We start from the raw sequence: 19,580 nt of genomic DNA, 5'->3' as shown, positions 1-19,580 counted from the left end.
ATTCACTTAAACACATATACCTATGGGAGTATCATTCAATTACAAACTATTTGTTATCCTCTTTACCTTCTTGTTTTTTGTCTTTTTGTTTCTTACTTCTTGTAAAAACAAATCTAATTCGGAACAATATCTATATAAAGATGAGAGCAATCCAAAACCAGTACATACAGAACCTTTTTCTTATGAAACGAACTATGATACCACCGATCAAGAGGTTTTAGAGCAACGTTTTAGCAACCTATTAGCTACACAGTTACACTATACCAAAATTGCAATCACTCAAAGTCAGCATCCAAAGATTCAGGAATTTGCTGAACAAATCTTGCTGGAATATGAACATGCACTCAAGGAAATGGAAAACTTGATTAGCAAGGAAAAACAAAATGAAATCTTATTTCGAACCAACACTCGATTCACAATCAATACATTGGAATCACCAAATCTCAGCAGCTATGATCGCGATTTTTTGGATGAAACCATCAAACTGCAATTTAGCATTCGAGAAGTACTATGGGATTTAAAACAGAATACCAAAAATTCCGATTTACAAACGTTCTACAGCAAATTAATACAAGAGATTGAATTGCGCATTGATCAAGGAGTTAACTTATTAGATTATGTTTAACCAAAATTTATAACTATGAAATTACATACAAAAACCCTGTTTTTAGCCTTTTTTATGCTTGCACTTTTAGCTTCATGCAAAGACCGACCAAACGCAAAAGAGCCTGAAAAAATAGCGAAAGAGCAAAACAAAGCCAATCAACAACATACAGTTGAGCAAAAAAATACAGATTATTCTTCTTATTTAGTTGATGTTGTTCACGATCAATTATTTGAAGTAGAATTAGGCAAACTTGGAAAGCGAAAATCGAACAATGAAAAGATTCGCGATTTTGCTGGAGAACTAGAAAAACACCACGAAAATAGATTGCAAAAGCTCAATGCTTTAGCCAGTGATATGATGTACGCCGTTCCTCATAATCTATCGGATAAACAGTGGGAGGAAATACAAGATTTAGAAAAGACAAACGCAAAGAATTTTGATCAAAAATGGCTGGAAGTTGTCATTTCAAAACACAATAAAGCGGCTGATGTCCTGATTGACGCCATTAACCATGTCGATAATTACAGCATGAGAACACAATTGAATGAGACCCTACAAGAAGTACGTTCGCATTTAGAAGCGGCTACTTTTATTAAAAATAAGCAACTGAAATAGCAACATTTTTAAGCTTTTATTTTTTTTTCTAACCGCCTAAATACTTTCAATTTAGGCGGTTTACTTGATGATATAATCTTCTATTTTCAACCCTTTGTAATTTTGTTTGCGATATTGAGCTGGACTAAGATGTACAACCTTTTGAAAGTTTCGAAAGAAGTTTGAATAATCTGAAAAACCGCACTTTTCAGCAATAGCCTGGATAGACAAGGTGGAATAAGCAAGCAATTGTTGGGCATATTCCATCCGCTTATTGAGATAATAGGTATAAAACGTTTGGTTATACAATAATTTAAATCCCTTTTGAAACGCATTTTTACTCAAATCAAATCGCTGACACAATTCTTCAATCGTATAGATTCTTTCATACTCTTTGTTTCCAATTAAAGCGTGTATCTTTTGAATCTTATCCCGTTCCTCTTCACTCATCTTCCGAAGCTTTTCCAAACTTATAGGCGTTGTCAATGGATCTTGTTGAACAATGGGATTTACCAAAGCAAAACTCATCCAAATATCATGAGATTTATCCATATAATGAAAACCACAATATCCATTCAGCTTTTTATCCGCCACAGTCAACTGTAAGGAAAATGAATTTTTATGGGAAGGCGTCTGAAGAAACAGTAAAAAATTCTTCATCCACTTCTCTTGTTGGTCATCTTCCAAAAAATCAAGAACATTCCGATTAATATATATCGTTTCGTCAAAGCATTTCTGATTATCTTGTACAAGTGAAATATCTAAAATTTGTCCTTGTGCACTAATCTTGACAATACTAGTCGTTACAAATTCATACCCCAACGTAGGCTGTAAGGAAATAAAATATTTGAATTTACTTTCATAATCACCAGCTAAAATATTGAACAACACTTCAGCATGAGAAAAACAATCTTGCTCCACTTTCAAGTCAAGCCGTCTAGTGTAATTCCCTTTGGATAATTCTTCAAGCGCTTCAATTAACGCTTTAACTCTTTCTTTGCTGATTGTAATAGACATCGGACCTTGTTAGTTCATTTATTGATTTTCAAAATTCTCCCCACTAGTTTCACTACCTAATAAATCTAATTTAAAGTTCAATTGTACTTTACTACCATTATTCAACAAATAAGAGATATCTCAACCGTTCAGCTTGTAAAACTTACTTCCTCCCTTTTCTTTTTTTGATACAAGAATACCCCTACCAAAAAAAGAAAAGGAGCCTTTATTTCCTTCCAAATTATACAAAAAAAACGAAAGTGACGCATATGAAAATGATTCATATATACCACTTCTGTTATTTATATTTGATTTAAATTTTTTAAACAGTTCTATTTAAGCAACAAATGTACATATTTCTAAAAAGTATAACAATTTAATAACACTTTTTATATTGTGTATAAATACACTATTTCGCCTTCTTTTTCCGTCGATTTTAGTCCATTAGAAATGGTTAAAATATCAGGTTATATAGGAACTCAACAGTAATGTATTAAAAAAAAAATGAGGACAGCACTCCCCTACTTAAAAAAAGAATACTGTCCTCGATTTTTTTATACTTTTCGTATCATTTATAACGTAATCCGCCCTCCTGTTACTGCAATAATTGCACCTGAAACATAAGTTGCATCTTCACTGGCTAAAAAGATATAGGCGGGTGCGATTTCCTTTGGCTGGGCTGGGCGTTCTATTGGCGTATTTTGTCCAAATGTATCCACATTGGATAGTGTCGTGGGAATTAGCGGTGTCCAAACCGGACCTGGAGCAACGGCATTTACTCTAATTTCTTTGCCTTGTTCCAAAAACATTTTACTCATACTGGCTGTCATATTTTGAATCGCTGCTTTTGTAGAAGCATAGGCCAATAAACTTGGATTGGGATCGTATACATTTACTGAAGTTGTATGAATGATACTCCCTCCTTTTGGAATATGCTCCAAGCTGTATTTTGTCATATAAAACAACGCATTTACATTGGTTTCATAAGTCGTTTTCCAATCCTCTAGGGTAATATCCTTAAACTCTTTATGTTCCTTCTGAAAAGCGGCATTATTAATCAATACATCAATTTGTCCAAAGGATGCAATCGTTTGATGCACTACCTTTTTACAGTTCTCTGCTTGCTTTAAATCCATTTCAATGGCTAATCCTTTTACGCCTGCTTGTTCAATCCAATAAAGCGTATCCGCGGCGTCTTCGCGTTCTTGCTCGGATAGATAAACAAATACGACATTTGCACCTTCCCGTGCAAAAGCAATGGCTATCGCTTTTCCTATTCCAGAATCTCCTCCCGTAATCAATATGGTTTTCCCAGTAAATAACGCATGTCCTTTATACGTATATTCTCCGTGATCCGGGTAATTCTTCATTTGGTGCTCACTTCCAGGAGGCTGCTGTTTTTTTTCTTTTTCTTGCATCATGTTCTTTTTTATTTCAACCTAATAAAACTAAAACCATGCAATTCTTAGCCTTCCTTGTCATTCTTCATCTCTTGCTTTTCAAATACTTTTATACTGTAGAATAATTGGGTATTATTTCTACAACATGTATAACATCTCATCAATAAAAAGATGAAAAATAAAATAGACTTAATAGGAAACAATAGTTTGAAAAACAACAATTTAAATAAAAAAAAACCTTTCAAGAGGTATAAACCTATACTTCTGTCTTTAAGCTAATGAAGAATTAATAACAATATTAAAATAAAATAATAACACTATTCAGTCTTTTGCATGACTTTTGCCTTAGTTATAACAACATTGAAGCAATGAAATAATAAATACTAGCTGTCACTACTTTTTATTAATCACAAAAACTTCAAGACTATGAATAATCGCAATAACAGCCGATCAAGATCGAATCGCCAAAGAAGCAACAGAAATAACTCAGGTTATTCAAGAAACTACGATAACCACAACGAGAATCAGTTTCAAGATAATTATCATTTTGACGATTATAATCACAACACAAATGATAGAGAGGATTATCGATTCAATAATTCGAGAAATCCACAATACGACAGTAATGTAGATTATGAAAATGACGGGTATTTCAACGACAATGAATACCACCCAAATCAACGTTCAAACTACATGGATAGCTACGACAGAAACTTGGAATATCCAATGAACCGTCAAAGAGATTACAACAAAGAGATCTACGCTAGAAACGATCGTTACTCAGATCATCCCAATTACAATGAGAATTACAATGACAATAGTTACGAAAACAACGACGATAACTATGGTTATAATGAAACGTTTCGCAATCGTTATGATGAGGAGTATGATCGTCCTTACCGCATGAACTCACCAAGAGAATACGGTCATCAAGACCAACGATACAGCCAAAATCAGCCCTATGATCAAACGTATAATCAATCGCAAACAGGACGCAGTAGTCGTTCTCGTAGCACTGCAGGAAGAACATCTCGCAACTACGATGCGATGGATACGTCAAGAGATTCAATCTTTACTGACTCTAATTCAGACTCATCCCACAACAACCGCAGATCAAAACGCTATGGTTTTGGCAGTCGATACAATTACTAGTTAGTACATTTTTATATTTCGTTATTTTCTGTATACAAAGAGGAAGCTTTATGTTTCCTCTTTGTTTTTTTATAGTGATGAGATTGGTGGGACGGTGAGAGTATGAGACGATGAGAAGTTAGGCGTGAGCAAACCTTACAAAGTAATTGGAGAGGAGAAAAGGGAAAGAAGTAAATTTTCTAATTAAAATAGAGTTCCTTCTTTAATCGGAACACTGTACCAATCCGTCAACCAACGTTTATTGTATCAAATAGCCATTCCACAGCGTGGTATCAGCGCGAGATGCGACCCCTCCTCCGTCGGGGTGACATACTGGGTGCAGATTATGAGAAGGTGAGAGGATGAGGCGATGAGCAAACCTTACAAAGTAATTGGAGAGAAGAAAAGGGAGAGAAGTAAATTTTCTAATTAAAACAGAGTTACTGCTTTAATCGGAACACTGTACCAATCCGTCAACCAATGTTTGTTGTACCAAACAGCTATTTGATAGCGTGGTATCAGCGCGAGATGCGACCCCTCCTCCGTCGGGGTGATTACTGGGTGTGGATTATGAGACGATGAGCAAACCTCACCACCTCACCGCCTCACAAAGCACAAATTGGAGAGGGGAAATTGGAAAAGAGAAAGAAGTGAATGTTCTAGTTAAAATAGAGTTCCTGCTTTTAATACTGAAAAGGATAACTCGCGTTGAGTGACTAATGCGCCCCCTCCTCCGTCGGGGTGACATACTGGGTGTGGATTATGAGTCGATGAGAAGTTAGGCGTGAGCAAACCTCATCCTCTCACCGCCTCAACGTCTCACAAAAAACAAACCTCACCCTCTCACCTTCTCACCGCCACACAAAAAAGCAAACCTCACCTCGTAACAAAAAACAAAACCCCATATGACTAGCATACGGGGTTTTCTTCTTTTTCATAGACTTACGTTTTATATGGGGCCTAACAATCAAACCTTAACCCGATTGAGATGGATTACTCTTGATTATCAACCACCTATACTGTTTTAGTAAAAAAAGAGAAGCCTATCGCAGAAATACCTGTTTAGTACTTCTCTTTTCGTAAGTTTAGTATATTGAACTAAAACAGAATTATATTATTCCTCCTTCCAATTTCGAATTACATCTTCAATTTCTTCTCGAGTTTTTCCGCTTTTTTCCTGCATCTTCCCTACTATTTCATCAAATTTCCCTTCAGCGAAAACTTTATCGTTATCAAACCATTCTCCATATTTTTGTTTAACGGCTCCTTTTACTCTTTTCCATTTTCCTTCTAATTCTAACTTATTCATAGGTATCGTTTTTATGATTATTATTTAATTTATACGGTGAACTATATTATTCACTTAACCATTTAGTCTTCATCGGTTGCACATTCATCTAAACATGCTCCTTCACTAAATACTGTTTTCTTTAAAACTACGGCTAATACAGCTAGGCCTGCAGCCGCACAACAAAGGATTTTTCCATACTTGTAAATTTCATCTTTTTTCATCGGTTATCTTTTTTTAAATTGATTTATAAAAATTGATCAAGCAACATTTTACAATTTATTTTTCCTTTTGTTTTATGCTATTCGTTGGGATGAGTTTGTCTATTATACTTTCCTTTTCGTTCCTTGAACAAGGCGTACAACTAACATAATTAAGGCAACTAACAACAAAATATGTATCAGTTCTCCAATTACTTCCCCAAAGGCAAAATAACCAACTCCCCATCCTAGCAGTAGAAGAATAACAATGATCCAAAAAATATCTCTCATTTTTTTTGATTTTACTATTTTTACTCTATCTATTTAGTCATCCTATTTTCTAGTGATAACTTCTTTTTCTCTGACAAGAAAAAATTTCTTTCTAGTTGAATATACTCGTTATTTCGTATTTATTTTCTGTTTAAAATAGAACAGTGTATCGCGATACTGTACTTTCGGTTTTTCTTAAAAAAAGAAATCGCTTTCTTACTTAAATAAATGCAAAAAGCATACTATATCGAGATTATTTACAAAAAATAACTAAAAAAATAAAGCTAAAAGTTAACGTAAAGCAAGTGATACTCTTCGTTCGCTTCTCCTTGTAAATAATATAACGTTTAAAAGAAATAAATCACAAAAAGATTAATAATGTAGAGAAAAATGGGGATATCATACACTAAATGTATATAATATCCCCATTAATTTTAATATAAAACAAAAACAAAGTATTTTTCGTATTAATATGTTGTACCACCTATATATCAAGAACGACTTCTCAAGATTTTAGTACTCATAAAAACAATCATAGTATCCGATTTACAGCGGCATTCAACAGATTACTTGCGTAATAAATTCCTATCTTTGATAAAATTTTCAATTCACCTTATGGAACCACTTCAACTCATCCCGTACACCCCAAATGATTTTACTATCTTTTATTCTTTAGTCAAAGAGGATGCTGTTATGCGTTATGTTTCTGGACAGGGACTGACCGAAGAACAAGCGCAAGAAAAATTTGCTTCTATTCTCGAAGTAAATGCACAAGATCCGATGTTGGGTTACTTTAAAATATACAATGCCACAGGCGCGTATTTAGGGGATGGTAAAATGGAATGGAACAAACGCGATCGCACACAATTGGAAATTGGTTATATCCTCAAGGAATCTTATTGGGGTAAGGGGTATGGAACCCAAATTTGTTCGGAACTCTTAGCCCTTGCAGCACGCACCTATCCAACTACATCTATTATTGGAATCATTGACCCAGCAAATATAGCATCCAAAAAACTGCTTGAAAAGTTTGGCTTTAAAAGCTATTTTATTGGTATTGAAGATGGATTACCCACAGAAAAATTAATGCTGGAAAAAGGAGTTTAATCCAAACTTTCAAAATAATATGAAGAGAATCTAATGTATCACATCTAAATTTGATTCAAAAAAGATAAATAATAGAGCCTTTATGACGAATCATAAAGGTTCTATTTTTACATCTTACAACAATATTTATTTAGTGCTACATCAACTAAACATGCTCCCCTTTAAAATAAGGCAATACTTCTTGAGCTAATTCCTCCAGTGTTTCACCGATATCACGTTTGCCAAACTGTATTCCTAAAGCCGCGTGATTCACTCCAATTTCCTCCCATTGATGCAGTAAGTCTAGCAAGCCATAACGCCCTGTTTTCAAGACAAATCCCCCTCTTAACGGAGTTCGTGGAAAATGTGGGTCTTCATCCAATTCAATCCATTCATTGGTCATATGCGGTTTGAATATCCCCTGAGGTACTAGGTTTCTAAATGCCGCTATTTTTTGTTTTAACCCCAGCGTATCCTCCTTCGTGGTTGTGGGTCCAGGGTATGTGATCCACCCATCGGCATGTGTGGCAATCCAATCTAAAGATTGTTGACTCGCCCCTGTGACTAGCATCGGAACGCCTTGATGTAAGGGTTTAGGCACTACGTTTAAATCCTGCATTTTCGTTAAACTTGAATTCATTTTAGGCGTATCGACGCGATGTAACGTCTGTAGGTCTTGGAAAACCTCGCGAAACAATTCACCTCTTCCCTCAAAAGACTTTCCAAAAGCTGGAAACTCAGCATAACGATCACCTGATCCTACTCCCAAAAGCAAGCGACCATTGGCCAATTGATCAATAGAAGCGGTTGCCTTTGCCAAAGCAATAGGATGCTGTAAAGGCAACACAATACTCGCGGTCCCTAAAGCTACCTGCTCCGTTTGCCCTGCGATATAAGCCAAATAGGTCAATGCATCGTATACCTGCCCTACATCCCTGAAATTCGGGTCATAAACGGGGATATCCCTTACCCACAGGGCGTCAAACCCGCTGCGGTCAATTTGTTGGATATACTTCAGATGTTGATGCAAAGGCTCCGTAGCGGATTCATAAACCCGTAACGGTAAGAAAATACCCAAGGTCAATTTCCCTGGGCAAAACACCCGATTAAAAACCGAATGTGTAGTAAAAGAAGCATTCATATTTATAGATATTTAGATATCGAGAATTATAGATATTATAGAACAAACTAATAGAACCGTTGGATTACACAATCCAGCAAATGCCTTACAACGTATGTTGAATATAATGCGCCAATTCGGTTATCTTCTCTTCATTGCGCTTGTAATACGTCCATTGACCATTACGGACCGATACTAGCAATCCGATAGTAACTAGAGAAGTTAAGTAGGCGGATGTCGTAGATTGAGAGAGTCCCACTTTCTTTTGTATGACACTCATACACACCCCAAATTCATGCACTTCAGGTTCGATGTCTTCTAATTCAAAAAAATCATGAGGTGATTTGAGCCATTTCAATATTTGAACGCGATGTTCATTCGATAAAGCTTTAAAGAGTTCGGTCATTTCTATATATCGAGAATTTACGATACAAAGAAAGTAAAAAATCACAACATAGTATAGATAAAATATTTATTTTGTTTTAAACAAGCGAACCAACCTCTACTACTTCCTGAATATCAAATACCTAATCCATAAAAAAAAGACCTCCTTTTGGAGGTCTTTCTGTTTTTATTTAATTTTTTAAAGAAGCCATATCAATTACAAATCGATATTTCACATCTCCTTTCAGCAAGCGTTCATACGCTTGGTTGATGTCTTGCATTTGAATCATTTCAATATCTGACGTGATGTTGTGTTTACCACAAAAATCTAACATCTCTTGCGTTTGCGCAATTCCACCGATCAAAGACCCAGAGAAACTAATTCGGTTGAGAATCAAGCTGAATGCAGATACAGGAAGTGGATGTTCTGGTGCACCTACCAACGTCAATTTTCCATCGCGTTTTAACAAGTTAATATACGCATTGATATCATGTTGAGCAGAAACACAATCCAAGATAAAGTGCAACGTATGAGCATTGGCTTTCATTTGCTCTTGATCGGTAGATAAGATAACATCATCTGCACCAAGGCGTTTTGCATCCTCTACTTTAGAAAGCGAAGTTGTAATCACAACAACTTCAGCCCCCATTGCTTTGGCAATTTTTACTGCCATATGACCTAAACCACCAATCCCAACAATTCCTACACGTTGTCCTGGTCCTACATTAGCATGACGCAAAGGCGAAAAAGTGGTAATTCCAGCACAAAGTAAAGGAGCAGCTGCCGCTAAATCTAAATTTTCAGGCACGCGTAAAACAAAGTCTTCATCCACTACTACTGCTTCAGAATATCCTCCAAACGTTTGTTGATTCAAGTGTACATCAGGGCTGTTATAGGTTCCAATGTTTCCATTTTCACAATATTGTTCCAATCCTTCTTTACAGCTCTCACACGTACGACAACTATCAACCATACAACCTACTCCCACTAAATCCCCAACTTTAAATTTGGTTACCCCACTTCCAACTTGCGTTACACGTCCCACGATTTCGTGTCCAGGTACATTCGGATATTGGGTTCCCCCCCACTCATTGCGAGCCGTATGCAAATCCGAATGACATACACCACAGTATAAAATATCGATCGCTACATCTTTTTCTGTCACAGCTCTACGATTAATCTCCATTTGTTTTAAAGCCGCATCTGGCGCTTCCGTTCCATATGCTTTTACATTTTTTGTTTCCATTTTCACTTTTTTTAATTCGATTTTATTGGTTTTATTTTGAGGTAAAAGTACCATCTACGTTGCATACTTCCGTTGCTCTACGGTTCAAATTTCATTGCCCTACGGCTCAATTCACTCCAATTTCAGAAGGAGGAATTCCATATTGTTTTTTGAAAGCGGTAGAAAAATGGGAGGGATTCTTAAACCCTACTTCCCAATAGACATCCTGCACTTTGGCTCGTTCTTCTTTGAGCTTGATATAGGCCGTTTCCAAACGCTTTTTAATGATCCATTTCTGGGGAGTAAGCGTACTTACCTTTTTAAAATCCCTTTTAAAGGTTGCTAAACTTCGTCCCGTATAAGTTGCCATTTGCTCAATGGTCAAATCATCCTTATAATGTTCCTGTAAGAAATCGAGAATATCTATTTTCCACGGTTCTGTAAAATCAAAAAGCAGCGGATAAAATACCGTTGCATTATTGAGTAGTGCATAAATTCCCTCTAATAACTTCAGGTGGATCACTTCCTTACTGGGTTGTATATTTTGATCAAAATAAGGCGTGAGCGATTCAAATAAACTGGTAATATCCGGGCGTTGCTCAATAGCAAAGACATTTTTATCTGAAACCGATACTTTTTTAGGCAATTGCGTTTTATCCAATGTACTGTAAAACTCGCGTAAGACATGGCGATTAAAGGTTAAAGAGATTCCTTTATAATGCTCATTTCTAGCGCTGTTTTTATGCATAACTAACTGATGATTGCGTCGGATAAACACACATTGACCCGCCTTTACTCGCGTTTTTTTGTTTCTATCTTCAATAATCTGCTCTCCTGAATACACATAGACCAAAACATGTTCGGGCGTTGCATGAATGCATTTCTCGCTATAATCGGTATAACAGGAGAGAAAGATTCCGGCATAGTTTAATGTTTTTAGGGTATTCTGCTGCATGCTTCCTCACTTTTTTTGTACGTCTAAATATACGAAAAAGTAAAGGGTTTATCTTACCCTGCGGTTCATTTTTATTTTCTCAAAAGCTCATTTTGCCACAAAAACACTAGAAAAGTAAAAGAGCGTTCAACACGACTCAATTCCCATCCCCAGTTTCTAAAAAAAAAAAGAGTATGTTTTACATACTCTTTTTCAGCTTGACTTCTAAATTAGTCCCCAGGAAAAACTTGAAAAGTGTTTTTATTTACAATAATTTGTTTCCGATTCTCATTCTGATTAAAAACGAATGTGGATCACTCATCCATCGCTTTATTCAGTTCAACAAAATTACAAGTAGTTTCGTCATTTTCATTTTCCATTTTTTGAACAATTCATTCATTTTGTAATATATTGCACGCCCTAATCCTTAAACGATACAGCTGTTATGTCTCTTGCCTTTACTCTCGATGATTTATACCAACTATATGAAGCGAATCACCCGCAACACGTGCAAGGGATGATCATCGTGAATCAGGTCTATCAAGTGATGGATGAGGACGTAGATTATCGCCAACAATTTGATGGTCTTATTTTGAGTTTTATGACACAAGGTCATATGGACATTCGCATTCAAACAGCGTCTTATCGCATCAACAAAGGAGATATTGCCATTATTTTACCTCATGTGATTATTGAACCCTTAGCTGCAAGTACAGATTCAACCATGACAACGATTGGACTTTCTTTGGATTTTCTAAGTAATTTTCCAATGCTCCTCCAGTTGATTCACAACAATACCCTACGCAATCATCCCTTAATTCAATTAAATGATGAAGACACCTCTGTTTTTACAGAGTTGCTTCATTTGTTGCAAAGTGTATATGTAAAAAATAATGTTTCAAAAACAACCGAAACCCTGCATTATCTTACGCTTGCTCTTATTTCCTTTGTGCTGGAAGCGTACGCCCCAATGAATCAATCCAATCCCAAACCAATCAGTCGATCCTCTGCAATTATACACGAGTTTTATCAGCTGGTATTTCAGCAAGCTACCTTACATCGAAGTGCTAAATTTTATGCAGAACAACTGCATCTCACTCCTCAATATCTAACCACATTACTCAAAGCAGAAACAGGTAAATCCATTTTGGAATGGGTTACTTTTTTTGTCATGATCCAGGCGAAAACCTTATTAAACACAACCAATCTCTCCATCAAAGAAATTAGTCACGAGCTGCATTTTACCGATACCAGTTTATTTTGTCGTTATTTTAAAAGAAATACTGGAATTTCACCAGAAAAATATAGAATACAACGGGATTACCGACTCATTTAACTGCCCGTAAATCGAGCTAAACACTGCGTCTAATTCGACTTAACGAGGAAGATGTGATTCCCAAATAGGAAGCTAACATACTCAGAGGCACTCGATTGACCAAACCCGGATAATGAGCTAAAAAAAGCAAATAGCGTTCTTTTGCTTCTAAATTCAACATCATATTGGCTGTCTTTAATTTACTCTCGGTTGCAAAGGCATGTAGCTTGGCCATCAATAAAGGCCAAACCGAGATTTCCTTTTCTAGCTGGCAAAAATCCGCATAATCAATACTCCAAACACAAGCATCCGTTAACGCTTCAACATAATCATTGGCGGGCGCCTGAATAAAGAAATTGTGCAAATCTCCCACAAAACGCCCTTCATAAATGAAATAACGCGTAAAATCGTCCCCTTTTTTATTGTAGTATAACGAACGGAATACCCCTGATTCTACAAAGGCAATCGCATGGCTATTCTTACCACTTTCTACAAAATACTCTCCTTTCGCCACGCATTTAAACGTGAATACAGCTTGTATCCGTTCGCGTTCCGCTGCTGTAAGTGTAGCAAATTTCTCGATATAGAGTAGTAGCTCTTCCATAGGTGTATATTTCCCGTTGCTATAAAGTTAATGAATCCTCTTTTTAGTTTGCTTTCAACTCGATAATTTCTTCTCTTTTTGGCCCTGTTGAAAGATAGGTTACGGGTACACCTACAGCTTGAGCAATAAAATTAAGATACGCTCGATACGCCGAAGGCACTTGACTTTCCGCTTTAATTTGAGTGAAATCACCTGTCCAACCTTGGAATAATTGGTACACAGCTTGACTTGTTTTTTCTTCTTGATTTGCACTAAAATAAGCCTGTCTTTTTCCTTCCACTTCATAATGTGTACAAATAGGAACTTCTTCCCTATCACTGAGGATATCCCCTTTTGTTACAATAAGTTGAGTAACACCATTCACCATACAAGCATACTTTAAGGCAGGTAAATCCAACCACCCTACTCGTCTTGGTCGTTTGGTATTAGAGCCAAACTCCCCCCCTTTCAGACGGAGCTGTTCTGCTTCTGCTCCTGCTAGTTCTGTCGGAAAAATCCCTTCCCCTACACGAGTTGTATACGCTTTCGTTACCCCAAAAATTGCACCTACCTTCTTAGGAGACACACCCAATCCAGTACAAGCACCTCCAGCAACTGTACTCGAAGAGGTCACATACGGATATGTACCATGATCAATATCCAGCATAGTAGCCTGGGCTCCTTCGGCTAATACTTTTTTTCCTTCATGTAACGCTTGATTGACGTATAGTTCTGTATCCGTAACAAGTAGCGTTTTCAAAAATGCAACTCCATCTAAAAAGGCCGCTTCCATTTCATTTAAAGGAGGTAAATCGCACTGCAACTGTTCCAATTCTCGGTATTGTCGTTGAAGTATCGCCTGTAATTCACTTGAAAATCGCGTGCTATAAACATCACCCACACGCAAATTTTGGCGGAGTATTTTCGCAGCATACGCAGGAGCAATTCCATTCTTTGTTGTACCAATCGTTCGATAATCTGGATGCGATTCATAAAACTGATCAAAATAAGCATAAGTAGGTAGTACCAAATGGGCTTTAGCAGAAAGCAACAAGCGTTGTGGTAAAGCTAATGTAGCATCCAATGCCATCAACTGCTCAACTTCTTGTTTCAATTGGATTGGATTGACCACTACTCCAGTGCCAATTACATTCATCGTATTGGGATAAAACACACCCGATGGAAGCAATTTCAACGTCACTTTTTGTTCGTTGTAGTAAATACTGTGCCCCGCATTCGCTCCCCCATTAAAGCGAGCTATGATGTCGTATTGATTGCAAATGTGATCGATAAACTTGCCTTTTCCTTCATCTCCCCATTGGAGTCCTACTAAAATATCCATACTCATGTTGTTCAAACGTTAAAGAATTAAACAACAAAAGTAGACCGCCTCCTTTCAAAGGCAATTGTCATATGACAAAAAAGGGTTGCTACGGCAAATCAGTTCATTTAAAAACGGATATTCAATGCGTAGGATTGATCTTCTTCTATAGTAAAAAATAATACTAAGGTGTGCGTAGCATTTTATCATGATTATCTAGGGATTCGGCTGTTTACAGAGCATGGGAATTTGGGTTATCTCGCTTATTTTTAGTATATTGTAATATTCTAAAAATAGAGTAGTTATGGATAAATTAATTATTGATTGGCAGCAAATGCCTACCTACAATACCGTTATGGCTGTAGCTAGTGGAGCAGCTTTACTTTCTTTAGCAACTATAAGTAAAAATTTGATTCACAATACCAAAGTAAACCCCAAGGGATGGGCAATGAATCTATTTGCGCTATCGCTTATCTTACTGACAACAGGATTGCATATGACCGTTACATGGCCTTTAGCCAAGTATTTTCCCTTTGACAATATAGTTTTTGGAGAACCTAGTTTAGTGTTAGGTGCATTGTTATTGCCCGTGGCCTTTTATTTCTGGAAACACGAAAAAGAACTAATTGAAAATAACGAAAGAATGCAAATAATTGCAGCAAATTTTAGGCATTTTAAATACCTCTTGATCGGTATAGGACTTGGAATGATTGGAATTGCTTTTGCTGGTGTTATTTATCAATTGTTTGCCGCTCCAAAAGAAGAACCTATTTCGGGTATGTTTGCAAATTACCCGATGTTTGAAGCGATCTGTATTTCTTTAGTTTATGCAGGAATTGGTGTTGCATCTTGTATTGCTCCGTCTATTTTAGAAAAATTCACCCAGGGGAATTATTTCAATCCGGTTGCAAAATTGGGTTATTTTCTATTGGTTGTTGTAGGATGGACTTGGTTATTATTTGGTGCATTGAACTACTTTACTCATATTGGTTTAATTGTTAATACAATGGAATAATGAAGACATTAAATAAAAAATCAGCAATCGCTGTAAAAAAACAAATCTATCCTGTGAATTTTTCTCATGTTGGACTAACTGTTCCCAATTTAGAAGAAGCACTGGATTTCTATCTAAATGTTATGGGATGGTATCACATTGCTGGACCTATTGACGTCTATGAAGACGATCGAGAAAGTAGACTTACTACTATAGGTAAACTCCTATATGGTGAAGGGTGGAAAAAATTTCGCTTTGCTCACCTGAGTGCTGCGGATGGCATAGGATGTGAAATTTTCGAATTTGAAACAAATACCCATCCAACATCAGTTAATACGCCATTTAGTACGGGAATATTTCACTTTTGTGTCCAAGACCCTAACATTGAAGATTTAGTAGCTCGAATAGAGCAATATGGCGGACAGCGTATGTGCGAGATTATTGAATTAGATCCAGGAAAAAAACCGTATAAGATGGTCTATGTTAAAGATCCTTTTGGCAATATGATTGAAATTTATACCCACTCCTATGAACGCCATAATTTAGGGTAAACACCCATCAAATTAAATGATATAAAAATACGGGCACTAACAAGTCGCTCTAGCACTAACAGTAAATACCTTATTGTAAAAGGACTCAGCGGGTGGCCCCAAAAAGGTCACCCGTTTCGTTTTGTATCCAACAAGCACATTCTTTCAACTCATTGCTTCTTGTGTAAAATTCGATACTGAGAAGGGGTCATTCCCTTGTATTTCTTGAATAATTTTGAAAAGTGACTCTCATCGTTAAAATCTAACTCAAAGGCAATTTCCTTTAATCGCATTGTACTGTATTTTAATCGGATTTCAGCCAACTTCAATTTGTAATCCAAAATATAATCTTGCAGGGATAGTCCCACTTGTTTTTTAAAATACGCACCAATATAACTCTTGGCCATACCAAACTCCTGTGCTAAGAATGCAATGGACAATTTATCCCGATTGGCAATATGTTGTTGGATGTAGGTAATCACCTTCATCACATCGCGTACTTTTTGTTTTTCTGCTGTAGAATTGTAATCACTTTGGATTAAATTACGCGCCACAAGATTGAGCAAAATGCCCATCGCTTGGCGAATAATTAGGTAATCTTGAATGGGATTTTTAGCCTCCCTCTCCATCGCATACAACAGGTGTTCTGCCAATACACCATCTTCTGCTATGCGAAATACACAACCTGCTTTAGCGTGATAATTATGGGTAATATAGCTCAACTTCGTCAAGTTATCACAGGTTTCAATCCGATCAGCTTCTAAGCGAATTTGCGTAATAAAACTTTGTGGACATGCAACAACTAAAAAGCGACTGCGCTTCACACTGTGAAAACTGTAGTTTACATCAAAGGGGATCAAAAAAAGTTTGCCCTGCTGAAAGGGAATCGCTTGATCGTCAAAATGGGTGATTCCAACTCCTTCTAACACATAAACCAAGGCTAATTCTGCTTTAGACTGTATCGTATAGGCATCAGCAATACATTCTACTTGTTCAATATGGATGGGATCTATTCGATTTAATGGCATGGCTAAAACCAACAAAAACCTTTTTAGATACAATTTATTTTGTATCGAGCGTGTTTTCTTTGCAAAGAAATAAAAAATAATAGAATGAACGAATATAAAAATAGGTGGACCATCTTGCGTTACCTCGTCGTGGGTGCTTTTTTATCCCCTTTGGACTACTTCATTGTCAACATGGCTTTACCAGCAATTAAAACCTCTTTTCAAGCAACAGACAATCAGCTGCAAATGGTTATTGCTATTTATGGGCTAACCTATGCGGCTTTGGTGGTTTGCAGTGGAAAATTAGGAGATATATACGGTCGGAAAAACATTTTTACGCTGGGCTTGTGGATTTTTCTCTTCTCGTCCATTGCCTGTGGTTTATCGCCTACGATTCAATTCCTCATCTTTGCTCGCTTTTTACAAGGTATTGGTGCTTCTTTATTAGCGCCACAAGTACTGGCTTCGATTAAAATACTCTTTGAAGAAGAAGAACGTGCCAAAGCCTTAGGTTTTTTTGGCGCTGTATTTGGATTGGCAGCGATTATGGGACAATTAGTAGGCGGAGTTTTATTAGAGCTTCAAATCGGAGGTCTGACTTGGGAAATTATCTTCTTCGTCAATGTTCCTGTTGCTGCCCTTTGTCTATTTGGGATCTACACCAATATGCCCGCTGAACCTCTGCAAAAACAACGGTTGGATTATGGCGGTGTTTTACTGATTATCAGTACCCTACTTTGCTTCATAACCCCTCTTATTTACGGGAGAACATTTCATTGGGCTTGGTGGATCTGGGGACTTATTGGCTTGAGTTTTGCCTTGCTAACTTGTTTCATCTACTACGAAAGAAACAGAGAAAGACAGCATCAAAATGTGGTAATATCTTTGCAGTTGTTTAAAAATAAATCCTTTGTCCTTCATCTGCCCATTATCTTATTCTACAACTTTACAGCAGGTCTCTTCATTTGTTATCCTTACTATTTACAGACACATCTACAATGGTCTGTTTTAGCTACTGGATTGGCCATTATTCCCTATGGTATTGGATTCTTTCTAGGGCCAATTCTATTTGCTAAAGTAGAACGAAGTGCTGCTTTTTGGATTCCATTTGCTTTAGCTCTATTATGTGTTTCCTTCGTATCCCTTGGCCTACTATTCTACAACTTCCCTACCCCTAACCTCCTAGCACATGGTTTATTCTTTAGTGCGGGATTAGGTCATGGTCTCATTATGCCCGTCATGATGAAAGAAAGCATTCGCCCCATTACCGTAGAGCAAGCAGGACAAGCTTCGGGTATCATCAGTACCATTATTCAAGTGGGCAGTGTATTAGGGGGGGCGATTCTCGGCACCTTATTTTTTAGCATAAGCGAAACCCAAGGGTTTCCAGTCGCTTTTTCCTCCGCTTTAGCTACAATTGGAACCGTACAACTCCTAGGTATCGGTTTCTACCTAGTCAATAAAAAAAACAAGAATATTTAAATCAATCTTATGCATACAACAGCACTTATCGAACTAGGCAAAAAGCAAGTTCAAGATTTTTGTCACCACATCGAAATGTGGTTCAATGGCACAGCCACAGACCAACAAGCCCTATATGAGGCAATAACAAATACCTTTGATCCCGCCTTCCAATTAATCAATGGCGATGGTCATACCGTTGACTTTCTCATGCTAACGCAATGGCTACAGCAAGTGTATGGACAATTTCCCCAGCGCAAAGTAGAGGTAAAAAACATCGAAGCACAAGCAACCTCCCATCATGTTCTTGTTTCTTATACTGAAATCCAATATACTGACGAGAACCAAAATACGAGACAAGCTTCTGCTGTTTTTCGCTATGAAAATGGACAAGCCATGTGGTATCACTTGGTTGAAGAATGGATCTAATACATAAAAAGCGCTAATCTTACTTAGCGCTTTTTTATTTATCTTCTAAACTAGAAGATTTGATTATATCCTATTCCAAGCAGTAACCTGATACCAACCCTTACTCCATTTGTATGCTTTCATGTCTATTTACCGCCATTACTTTCAATGTTACGGTTACCCCATAATCCAAATGCTGTGGTATTTTATTTCTATACCTAATCCAAAGGGAAAAAATCCAAACAAAATTAAGAAGAAAACCGCAAAGCAATTGCTTTTGTACTAGTGGATAAAATTGTCCATAGGATTAATTTGTGTCTTATTCCAAATTTAAAAGCATCGAAATACCTTTACCTCAAATTCAAAACACATGAAATACATTTTCCTTATCGCTGCTATTTTAGCTGAAGTTATCGGTGCTTTAGCTACTAGGCAATCCAATGGCTTTACCAAGTTAATTCCTTCAATTCTTGCTGTTTTAGGCGTTGTAGGAGCGTATTATTTACTGTCTCTTTCACTCAAACAGGGGATGTCTATTGGAATCGCTTATGGTATTTGGGCTGCACTGGGTATTACCATACTCGCTCTTATTGGCGTAGTTGTTTTTAAAGAAACCCTCACACTCCTCCAGCTTTTCGGACTTGTACTGATTATCGCAGGGGTATTAGCTCTTGAACTAGGAAAAGCTGAAGCTGGTAGTCTACCGTAAATCGGCACTAACAATT

General features: G+C 37.0%; 22 protein-coding genes. 10 read left to right on the top strand and 12 right to left on the bottom strand.

The window, feature by feature from the left end:
- Nucleotides 1-22: 22 nt before the first annotated feature.
- Together AWV75_RS12665 and AWV75_RS12660 are read left to right on the top strand one after the other, a co-directional pair.
- Nucleotides 23-625, top strand: coding sequence for a DUF4142 domain-containing protein (locus tag AWV75_RS12665; RefSeq protein ID WP_060874724.1), 603 nt, complete (start codon nucleotides 23-25; stop codon nucleotides 623-625).
- A 15-nt stretch (nucleotides 626-640) separates the two neighbouring features.
- Entirely contained in the window at nucleotides 641-1,222 is a 582-nt protein-coding gene (locus AWV75_RS12660) for a DUF4142 domain-containing protein (protein ID WP_060874723.1), read from the top strand.
- Nucleotides 1,223-1,282: 60 nt separating this feature from the next.
- Here AWV75_RS12660 and AWV75_RS12655 read toward each other — a convergent pair whose 3' ends face one another.
- Entirely contained in the window at nucleotides 1,283-2,218 is a 936-nt protein-coding gene (locus tag AWV75_RS12655; protein ID WP_060874722.1) for a helix-turn-helix domain-containing protein, read from the bottom strand.
- Nucleotides 2,219-2,769: 551 nt separating this feature from the next.
- A complete protein-coding gene (locus AWV75_RS12650) occupies nucleotides 2,770-3,618 on the bottom strand; it encodes an SDR family oxidoreductase (RefSeq protein WP_231738134.1) in 849 nt (282 codons plus the stop codon).
- 405 nt (nucleotides 3,619-4,023) lie between these two features.
- Here AWV75_RS12650 and AWV75_RS12645 point away from each other — a divergent pair, with 405 nt between their 5' ends.
- Nucleotides 4,024-4,749: a hypothetical protein gene (locus AWV75_RS12645; RefSeq protein ID WP_060874721.1), complete on the top strand. Its 726-nt coding sequence runs from the start codon at nucleotides 4,024-4,026 to the stop codon at nucleotides 4,747-4,749.
- A gap of 1,093 nt (nucleotides 4,750-5,842) precedes the next feature.
- Here the strand turns inward: AWV75_RS12645 and AWV75_RS12640 are convergent.
- The 3 genes from AWV75_RS12640 to AWV75_RS18755 all read right to left on the bottom strand — a co-directional run bounded on the left by AWV75_RS12640 (nucleotide 5,843) and on the right by AWV75_RS18755 (nucleotide 6,507).
- Complete coding sequence (locus AWV75_RS12640) at nucleotides 5,843-6,037, bottom strand: CsbD family protein (RefSeq protein WP_002991971.1); 195 nt, start codon at nucleotides 6,035-6,037, stop codon at nucleotides 5,843-5,845.
- Between the two features lie 62 nt (nucleotides 6,038-6,099).
- Nucleotides 6,100-6,240 carry a hypothetical protein gene (locus AWV75_RS18890; RefSeq protein ID WP_197429581.1) on the bottom strand — a complete coding sequence of 47 codons (141 nt, stop codon included), beginning with the start codon at nucleotides 6,238-6,240 and terminating at the stop codon, nucleotides 6,100-6,102.
- A gap of 102 nt (nucleotides 6,241-6,342) precedes the next feature.
- A complete protein-coding gene (locus tag AWV75_RS18755; protein ID WP_156424197.1) occupies nucleotides 6,343-6,507 on the bottom strand; it encodes a lmo0937 family membrane protein in 165 nt (54 codons plus the stop codon).
- A 594-nt stretch (nucleotides 6,508-7,101) separates the two neighbouring features.
- Here AWV75_RS18755 and AWV75_RS12635 point away from each other — a divergent pair.
- Nucleotides 7,102-7,593 carry a GNAT family N-acetyltransferase gene (locus tag AWV75_RS12635; protein WP_060874720.1) on the top strand — a complete coding sequence of 164 codons (492 nt, stop codon included), beginning with the start codon at nucleotides 7,102-7,104 and terminating at the stop codon, nucleotides 7,591-7,593.
- Nucleotides 7,594-7,738: 145 nt separating this feature from the next.
- Here AWV75_RS12635 and AWV75_RS12630 read toward each other — a convergent pair whose 3' ends face one another.
- From AWV75_RS12630 to AWV75_RS12615, 4 genes are all read right to left on the bottom strand, one after another.
- On the bottom strand, nucleotides 7,739-8,713 hold the full coding sequence (locus tag AWV75_RS12630; protein ID WP_060874719.1) for an LLM class oxidoreductase: 975 nt from the start codon (nucleotides 8,711-8,713) through the stop codon (nucleotides 7,739-7,741).
- Between the two features lie 85 nt (nucleotides 8,714-8,798).
- Nucleotides 8,799-9,098, bottom strand: coding sequence for an ArsR/SmtB family transcription factor (locus tag AWV75_RS12625; protein ID WP_060874718.1), 300 nt, complete (start codon nucleotides 9,096-9,098; stop codon nucleotides 8,799-8,801).
- 169 nt (nucleotides 9,099-9,267) lie between these two features.
- Entirely contained in the window at nucleotides 9,268-10,323 is a 1,056-nt protein-coding gene (locus AWV75_RS12620; protein WP_060874769.1) for an NAD(P)-dependent alcohol dehydrogenase, read from the bottom strand.
- 106 nt (nucleotides 10,324-10,429) lie between these two features.
- Entirely contained in the window at nucleotides 10,430-11,257 is an 828-nt protein-coding gene (locus AWV75_RS12615; protein WP_060874717.1) for a helix-turn-helix domain-containing protein, read from the bottom strand.
- Nucleotides 11,258-11,681: 424 nt separating this feature from the next.
- Between AWV75_RS12615 and AWV75_RS12610 the strand changes: the two genes are divergently transcribed.
- Nucleotides 11,682-12,572, top strand: a complete 891-nt coding sequence (locus tag AWV75_RS12610) for an AraC family transcriptional regulator (protein ID WP_060874716.1) — start codon at nucleotides 11,682-11,684, stop codon at nucleotides 12,570-12,572.
- 16 nt (nucleotides 12,573-12,588) lie between these two features.
- On the opposite strand, the gene AWV75_RS12605 is transcribed toward AWV75_RS12610, so the two are convergent.
- Both AWV75_RS12605 and AWV75_RS12600 read right to left on the bottom strand, forming a co-directional pair.
- Nucleotides 12,589-13,155, bottom strand: coding sequence for a Crp/Fnr family transcriptional regulator (locus tag AWV75_RS12605; RefSeq protein ID WP_060874715.1), 567 nt, complete (start codon nucleotides 13,153-13,155; stop codon nucleotides 12,589-12,591).
- Nucleotides 13,156-13,198: 43 nt separating this feature from the next.
- Nucleotides 13,199-14,476, bottom strand: a complete 1,278-nt coding sequence (locus AWV75_RS12600; protein WP_231738132.1) for an adenylosuccinate synthase — start codon at nucleotides 14,474-14,476, stop codon at nucleotides 13,199-13,201.
- Nucleotides 14,477-14,759: 283 nt separating this feature from the next.
- Here AWV75_RS12600 and AWV75_RS12595 point away from each other — a divergent pair, with 283 nt between their 5' ends.
- The gene (locus tag AWV75_RS12595; RefSeq protein WP_060874713.1) at nucleotides 14,760-15,470 is read left to right on the top strand and encodes a DUF981 family protein; all 711 of its coding nucleotides are present in this window, start codon (nucleotides 14,760-14,762) and stop codon (nucleotides 15,468-15,470) included.
- Nucleotides 15,470-16,000 carry a VOC family protein gene (locus AWV75_RS12590; protein ID WP_060874712.1) on the top strand — a complete coding sequence of 177 codons (531 nt, stop codon included), beginning with the start codon at nucleotides 15,470-15,472 and terminating at the stop codon, nucleotides 15,998-16,000. Before AWV75_RS12595 ends, AWV75_RS12590 begins: the two co-directional genes overlap by 1 nt.
- Nucleotides 16,001-16,149: 149 nt before the next feature.
- On the opposite strand, the gene AWV75_RS12585 is transcribed toward AWV75_RS12590, so the two are convergent.
- The gene (locus AWV75_RS12585) at nucleotides 16,150-17,022 is read right to left on the bottom strand and encodes an AraC family transcriptional regulator (RefSeq protein ID WP_231738130.1); all 873 of its coding nucleotides are present in this window, start codon (nucleotides 17,020-17,022) and stop codon (nucleotides 16,150-16,152) included.
- Between the two features lie 69 nt (nucleotides 17,023-17,091).
- Here AWV75_RS12585 and AWV75_RS12580 point away from each other — a divergent pair, with 69 nt between their 5' ends.
- The 3 genes from AWV75_RS12580 (at nucleotide 17,092) to AWV75_RS12570 (ending at nucleotide 19,564) form a co-directional block, all read left to right on the top strand.
- Nucleotides 17,092-18,468 carry an MFS transporter gene (locus AWV75_RS12580; protein WP_060874710.1) on the top strand — a complete coding sequence of 459 codons (1,377 nt, stop codon included), beginning with the start codon at nucleotides 17,092-17,094 and terminating at the stop codon, nucleotides 18,466-18,468.
- 9 nt (nucleotides 18,469-18,477) lie between these two features.
- Complete coding sequence (locus tag AWV75_RS12575) at nucleotides 18,478-18,876, top strand: hypothetical protein (RefSeq protein WP_060874709.1); 399 nt, start codon at nucleotides 18,478-18,480, stop codon at nucleotides 18,874-18,876.
- Between the two features lie 349 nt (nucleotides 18,877-19,225).
- Nucleotides 19,226-19,564: a DMT family transporter gene (locus tag AWV75_RS12570; protein WP_060874708.1), complete on the top strand. Its 339-nt coding sequence runs from the start codon at nucleotides 19,226-19,228 to the stop codon at nucleotides 19,562-19,564.
- The last annotated feature ends 16 nt before the right edge of the window (nucleotides 19,565-19,580 follow it).

It is taken from the genome of Myroides odoratus (genome assembly GCF_001549985.1).
In the GTDB taxonomy this organism is placed as follows: domain Bacteria; phylum Bacteroidota; class Bacteroidia; order Flavobacteriales; family Flavobacteriaceae; genus Flavobacterium; species Flavobacterium odoratum_A.
Note: the sequence above shows the minus strand (reverse complement) of the source record. Positions and strands in the feature narration are given on the sequence as shown.